Consider the following 5,804-nt stretch of genomic DNA (forward strand, 5'->3'; position numbering starts at 1 on the left):
GTCAGTTGTCAGTTGTCAGGAGCGTGAATCCGGCACGGCGTTTGTCAAGCGCTTTTCAACAACTGACTACGAACCACTGACAACTGACCAAACAAAAACGGGGCCCCGAAGGGCCCCGTCTCAATCGGTCTCAAGAGATCAACCGATCAGAACACCACCCGCATACCGGCACCGACGGCGGTTTCCTTGTCGTCGTTGTCGTTGTACTGGGTCTGACGCACACCGGCGTGCACGGAGACCTGACGGGTGAAGGCGTGACGCATGCCCAGGGCCATCCAGCGCTGGTCGGCGTCGTTCTCGGCGTCGAACTGACCGAAGCCCAGCATGAAGGTGTTGGCGCCCATGCGGTAGGTACCGGCGAGCATAATGTACTGACCAGCATTGTCGGTGTCGTCACCCGCGGCGGTCTCGTGGGTGATGTCCTCGTACTGGGCCATCACGCGGATGGGGCCGTCGCTCCACTCCACGCCCAACTTCCAGGCGCTGAAGTCCTGGCCGGCGCCTGTCTGGCCGCCACCGGTCATGCCGTACTCATCGGCATTGGTGTAGGCCGCCCAGACTTCCACGGGGTTCAGGTTGAGGTTCGCACGCAGGGCATACGCGTGCTCCGCATTGGTGCTGTCACTGTCATCCTCATCCGAGGAGTCAATAGCAACCGTCGCGGCCAGGCTCAGCATGTCAAAGCTGCCACGGTAGTCGATGGCCTGGTCGAAGTAGGCACCGTTGCCCAGACCACCGAAACCGCCAATCATGCCACCGTTACCGCGAGCCTGCATGAAGGTGGCGTTGAAGGGGTCCTTGCCGGCGGTGGCGTAGGCACCGGTCAGACGACCGAAGCGCACGGTACCGAAGTCACCGCGCAGGCCAACGTTGATTTCACGGTCACCGCCAAGCGCGTTACCGGTGGTGACGTTGGTGTTTGCAGCGATGTGGGCCAGGGCCGTCAGGCCGTTGCCCAGATCGTGGCTGGCGCGCAGGTCCACGCGGCTCCAGTTACCACTGTTGATGTTGCCGCCCGCCTCGATGGCGTCACCCATGTACAGGCCGGTCCCGTTCATGTTGTTGCCGTCGCGGGGGTCACCAGAAATATTGAAAACCTCCACCTGCTGCTGAGCCGAAAGCTGTACGTCGGCGGTCGCGGCCATGGGCACGGCCATGGCGACTGCCACACCGGCGGCAATCAAAGTCTTCTTCATCATGGATTCACTCTCCCAGGAGTTGAGTCGTTTCACACAAGACTGTGCGTCATTGTTGCAATGACCGGATCTTTATACGCACAGGAATCGTGCTTTGCAAGGGTGAATTCGCAAAAAAGCGACAAACGGTGCATTTTGGTGTTGCTTTTTTACAACATTGAGACTGGCATGCCGAGTCCAGACAGGATGGGCCATTAGCCGCATCTCCTCAGAACTTACATGAACTCGCCCGTGACGGGTGCACGGAGGCGGTGCGCGGGGCGTTGCCGGGAAAACACAGGGGCAGACCGGGGGAATGATTGAACCAAGAAGGGATTGAGTGTTTCGACGAAAACCACGGTCAATCAATATGTTATTTACGGATAGCTGTCTGGACAGTTATCGTGAACCGGGCTTCCGGTTTTTCGGGCTTCGAAGGCATGTTTTCGGGGACCGACTCTCCCGCCCGCCCCGGGATTCAACCACGAAGCACACGAAGGGCACGAAGGAAAGCTGAATACTGTCTGCTCTTGTGCCCGCTTTTACGATGGTGCCGGATCCGGCTGCGGTGGCTTTGCAGGCTTTCGTCGGGTTTCTCTCGCGAAGAGCGCCAAGCCCGCAAAGGAAATTCTGATACGGCGGGCCGCGCCCGCCCCAGGGCCATGGGTATATGCCCGGCGGCGCCCATGGGGCGCCCTTCTATTATTCCTGGCTTTCTTGGCGGCCTTGGCGCTCTTTGCGAGAGGAAACTGCCGGACCCACCGAAGCCCGCCCCCTGAGCCAGACCTGGCCTCAACCCAACCGGAGCCACGAAACCTTCCTGCCCCGATTTCCTTCGCGTGCTTCGTGTGCTTCGTGGTCAAGAAAGTCACCTGCCCTGGGGTGCAGGAACACCCCTGGCCCTCCTCAATCGAACCAGGAGATCCGGGATCGCGTCACATACCGTGGACCATACGATCTCGAGATCGATGTCGAAGTATCCGTGAGCCATCCGGTTACGCATGCCCTTCATATTGTTCCAGGGAATATCAGGATGGCTGGATGCGAAGTCGCCGTGGTCCTGCAGGATTCTGGTGGCGGCTTCACCGAGAACGATGATATTCAGGATGACCGCCTGCTGGGTGCGCCGATCCGCCAGAAATGCCTGCTTATCCATATCCTCCACATATGCTGAAATAAGCTCGGCAGCCTCGATCATGTGAACAAGGTACTCTCCGAGCCGATCCGTGCTCATACGCTGTCCGCCTCGGCCAGAACCCGCTCGCGAATCCGCGGCGGCAGATCGCCCGGCGTCTTGAGGTCCACGGGTACACCGAGCATATCCTCCAGTTCCACCTGCAAGCCCCCGAGATCAAAGAGGGTTGCCCCAGGCAGCGGGTCCACCAGCAGATCCAGATCGCTATCGTCGCTGTCCTTGCCGTGCAGAACTGACCCGTAGACGCGCGGGTTGGACGCCCGAAAACGCCGGACAGCCTCGCGAATGGCTGCACGGTGAGTGTCGAGGGAAGTGGACGGCTTCATGAGGCTCGGCTCTGGAATGGCTACCGGTGCAATATACCAGAACGCTCCGAGGGGCGATCCAGGCCACTTGAACCCGGATCAGGGCCATCGCGTGCTGAAGGACGTCATGGCTGATCCTTTGCGGATGAACCCACGCGCCATCCGGGGCGGGCGTTTTCTTCAACCACGAAGCGCACGAAGGAAAGCCTTACGCTCTCTGCTCTTGTACCCGCTTTTGCGACGCTGCCGGATCAGGCTCTGGTGACCCCGCAGGCTTTCACATGAGTTTCTCTCGCAAAGAGCGCCAAGGTCGCCAAGAAAGGCGCTGAATACGGGGCGACCCATAGGCGCCGCCGAGCATAGCCACGGCGGTGCGGCGGGCGCGGCCCGCCCTATCAGGATTTGCTTTGCGGGCTTGGCGGTCTTTGCGAGAGGAATCCATGCGGTACCCACCGAAGCCCGGTGACCCAGGCCCGGCCGTGACACTATTTGGAGCCACGAAGATTTCCTGCCCCAATGCCCTTCGTGCGCTTCATGGTTCCAACCCTACGCCGGCGCCGGATTCGGACGCACGGCCCCGGATGGCGCCCCGCTGCGCCGACGACATGCCATGCCCGTGGTTGACTCATGGCCAATAATGTCAAATACTTTTAGTCAATGTACAGGATCGAGTACAAGCGCCCTGCCAGGAAGGCCCTCCAGCGTATGCCAAGCGATGCGGCCGCGCGGTTTCTGCGGGCCTTCGAGGCGCTGGCCGAAGACCCGGAGCGACGCGACCTCGACATCACTCCCATGCAGGGACGGCCCGGGTTCCGGCTGAGAATCGGGCAATGGCGGGCGCTTTACACCCTTGAACACGAGCGCCTCGTGATTCTGGTCGTCCAGGTCGGCGCCCGAGGAGATGTCTACAAATGAGCGCAAAGATCCAGATCATTGAACGAGACGGGGTGCCGGAATACGCAGTGGTGCCTTTTGATGAGTTCGATCGGCTGCGCAAGCTGGCGGAGGCGATGGAGGATATCCGGGCGTTCGATACGGCCATGGCGGACGAAGGAGAACCTGTGCCGCAGGCGATCATGCAGCGCCTGGTAGACGGCGATCCGCCACTGCGCGTATGGCGCGAGTATCGCGGGCTGACCCAGGCCCAGCTTGCACAGCAGGCTGGCGTGGACAAGACATACATCTCCCAGATCGAGTCAGGCCGCAAGACCGGCTCGGTGAAGATCCTGCGCCAACTGGCCGATGCGCTCGAGGTGGAGCTGGACGATCTGGTTTGACGGGGTGCGCCGTTTGTCGCGTGGCGGGCATCTCTTTGACCACGAAGCACACGAAGGGCACGAAGGAAAACTGAACGCTGTCTGCTCTTGTGCCCGCTCTTGCGACAGTGCCGGGTCCGGCACCGGTGGCTTGGCAGACTGTCGCCGGGTTTCTCTCGCAAAGCGCGCCAAGGCCGCCAAGAAGAGCGAGAAATAATAGGGCGCCCCATGGGCGCCGCCGAGCGCGTATCTACGGCGCTACGGCGGGCGCGGCCCGCCCTATCGGTATTTCCTTTGCGGGCTTCGCGTGCTTGGCGAGAGGAATCTCTGCAGAACCCACCGAAGCCCCTTGGCCCGAGAACCCGGCCGCAACCCCCCCAACCGGAGCCAGAAACTTTCCTGCCCCAAAGCCCTTCGTGTCCTTCGTGCGCTTCGTGGTTAAACCAGGACAAACAGGAATTACCACGAGACCGGACGGCATTCGCTTGGGTCCGACGACGCATATCCTGTATCTTCTTTAATCCTTCTTCATGCCGGAAGATCAACCAACATGCGCCTGTCTCGCAATGCCCAGGACATCATCCGCCGCACCACGACCGAGGTCTTCGGCCCGGACGTGAGCGTCAGCGTGTTTGGGTCCCGGGTGGATGACGCGGCCCGGGGCGGGGATATCGATCTGTTGGTCGAATCCGACCGACGCATTGCGGACAAGGAACGCAAGGCGCTGAAGCTCGTCGCGAGACTGCAACTGCGGCTGGGTGATCAGCCGATCGACGTCCTGGTGCTCGACCCGGAGACGCCGCGCCGGCCGATCCATGAGGAGGCGAGCCGCACGGGGGTTCGGCTGTGAACAGCGAATCGAAACTGCCCAGCGACCGTTTCCCGCATACCCTAGTGTCGTGTCCCGCAAATATCTTGCCGTTCAGAGCCCCGCAAAAGCGCCAAGGCAAGGCGCACACCGCAGACAATGGCAGGCCCTTGGCAAGGTGTGCAACGCCGCATTGGCGCTTTTGCGGGGCTCCCTTCGGGCGTGGCTGTGCGGGCGTGTGGCGGTGTTACGCTTGCTTGAAAGGGAGGTGGCCATTCCTGCGCAAGCGTGCCTTGCCATACGCCCGCACAGCCACGCTGAATGGCAAGATATTTGCGGGACACGACACTAGATGTGGTCTTCCGCGAAGGCCACCACCTGGCATACAGCCGGAACCGCCTGTATGCCCAGCCCATCGATGCCGAGTGGGTCGAGGGGCTGGAAGATCATCCGGAGCTTGCGGAAATGCTGGAGGCGTTTGTCTCCCGGTTTGGCCGCATGCAGGACACCATGGCCGACAAGCTGATCCCACGCTGGCTGATGGCCCTTGCGGAAGACCCCGGTAGCCAGATCGAGAATCTCAACCGGGCGGAGCGGCTCGGGATCGTGGAAAGTGTGGAGGACTGGCTGGAGGCCCGGAAGCTGCGCAACCGTCTGGTCCATGAATACATGGAAGATCCGCAGGCCTTTGCCGAGTCGTTGCGGCTGGCGGAAGGCTACAGCGCCATGCTGTTTATCACCTATGGGCGTATTCGCACTTTCGCCGTATCCCGAATGAATCTGGACGAGTCCCGGCTTCCGCCCCAGCTGCCGTAGGACGGGGCGGGGATTTTCTTCAACCACGAAGCACACGAAGGGCACGAAGGCAGGCCGAACGCTGTCTGCTCCTGTGCCCGGTCTTGCAACTTTGCCGGATCAGGCTTCGGTGGCTTTGCAGGCTTTCGCTGGGTTTCTCTCGCGAAGGCGCGAAGCCCGCCAAGAAGAACGCTGAATATGGGGCGCCCCCGTGGGCGCCGCCCGATGTCTATAGACGGCACTGCGGCGAGCACGGCCCGCCCTTCTATG

At 61.4% G+C, this 5,804-nt stretch carries 7 protein-coding genes; 4 read left to right on the plus strand and 3 right to left on the minus strand.

The features are described from left to right. Window positions 1–146 precede the first annotated feature (146 nt). The 3 genes from B1C78_RS14010 to B1C78_RS14020 form a co-directional block, all read right to left on the minus strand. Window positions 147–1,199 carry a porin gene (locus B1C78_RS14010; RefSeq protein ID WP_077279796.1) on the minus strand — a complete coding sequence of 351 codons (1,053 nt, stop codon included), beginning with the start codon at window positions 1,197–1,199 and terminating at the stop codon, window positions 147–149. 844 nt (window positions 1,200–2,043) lie between these two features. Further along, on the minus strand, window positions 2,044–2,373 hold the full coding sequence (locus B1C78_RS14015; protein ID WP_245795436.1) for a HepT-like ribonuclease domain-containing protein: 330 nt from the start codon (window positions 2,371–2,373) through the stop codon (window positions 2,044–2,046). A gap of 32 nt (window positions 2,374–2,405) precedes the next feature. Next, a complete protein-coding gene (locus B1C78_RS14020) occupies window positions 2,406–2,696 on the minus strand; it encodes a nucleotidyltransferase family protein (protein ID WP_077279798.1) in 291 nt (96 codons plus the stop codon). Window positions 2,697–3,332: 636 nt separating this feature from the next. Between B1C78_RS14020 and B1C78_RS14025 the strand changes: the two genes are divergently transcribed. The 4 genes from B1C78_RS14025 (at window position 3,333) to B1C78_RS14040 (ending at window position 5,555) form a co-directional block, all read left to right on the plus strand. Beyond that, the gene (locus B1C78_RS14025; RefSeq protein WP_077279799.1) at window positions 3,333–3,590 is read left to right on the plus strand and encodes a type II toxin-antitoxin system RelE family toxin; all 258 of its coding nucleotides are present in this window, start codon (window positions 3,333–3,335) and stop codon (window positions 3,588–3,590) included. Continuing rightward, the gene (locus B1C78_RS14030) at window positions 3,587–3,952 is read left to right on the plus strand and encodes a helix-turn-helix domain-containing protein (protein WP_077279800.1); all 366 of its coding nucleotides are present in this window, start codon (window positions 3,587–3,589) and stop codon (window positions 3,950–3,952) included. Before B1C78_RS14025 ends, B1C78_RS14030 begins: the two co-directional genes overlap by 4 nt. 529 nt (window positions 3,953–4,481) lie before the next feature. Beyond that, complete coding sequence (locus B1C78_RS14035; protein ID WP_077279801.1) at window positions 4,482–4,781, plus strand: nucleotidyltransferase domain-containing protein; 300 nt, start codon at window positions 4,482–4,484, stop codon at window positions 4,779–4,781. 279 nt (window positions 4,782–5,060) lie between these two features. Next, window positions 5,061–5,555 carry a hypothetical protein gene (locus B1C78_RS14040; protein ID WP_077279802.1) on the plus strand — a complete coding sequence of 165 codons (495 nt, stop codon included), beginning with the start codon at window positions 5,061–5,063 and terminating at the stop codon, window positions 5,553–5,555. The last annotated feature ends 249 nt before the right edge of the window (window positions 5,556–5,804 follow it).

The sequence above is a fragment of the Thioalkalivibrio denitrificans genome (assembly GCF_002000365.1).
Taxonomy (GTDB): Bacteria; Pseudomonadota; Gammaproteobacteria; order Ectothiorhodospirales; family Ectothiorhodospiraceae; genus Thioalkalivibrio_A; species Thioalkalivibrio_A denitrificans.

Coding starts and splice junctions, on each gene's coding strand:
- B1C78_RS14025 (WP_077279799.1), top strand. CDS start 3,333: ATGTACAGGATCGAGTACAAGCGCCCTGCCAGGAAGGCCCTCCAGCGT.
- B1C78_RS14030 (WP_077279800.1), top strand. CDS start 3,587: ATGAGCGCAAAGATCCAGATCATTGAACGAGACGGGGTGCCGGAATAC.
- B1C78_RS14040 (WP_077279802.1), top strand. CDS start 5,061: ATGGCAAGATATTTGCGGGACACGACACTAGATGTGGTCTTCCGCGAA.
- B1C78_RS14015 (WP_245795436.1), bottom strand. CDS start 2,373: ATGATCGAGGCTGCCGAGCTTATTTCAGCATATGTGGAGGATATGGAT.
- B1C78_RS14010 (WP_077279796.1), bottom strand. CDS start 1,199: ATGATGAAGAAGACTTTGATTGCCGCCGGTGTGGCAGTCGCCATGGCC.
- B1C78_RS14035 (WP_077279801.1), top strand. CDS start 4,482: ATGCGCCTGTCTCGCAATGCCCAGGACATCATCCGCCGCACCACGACC.
- B1C78_RS14020 (WP_077279798.1), bottom strand. CDS start 2,696: ATGAAGCCGTCCACTTCCCTCGACACTCACCGTGCAGCCATTCGCGAG.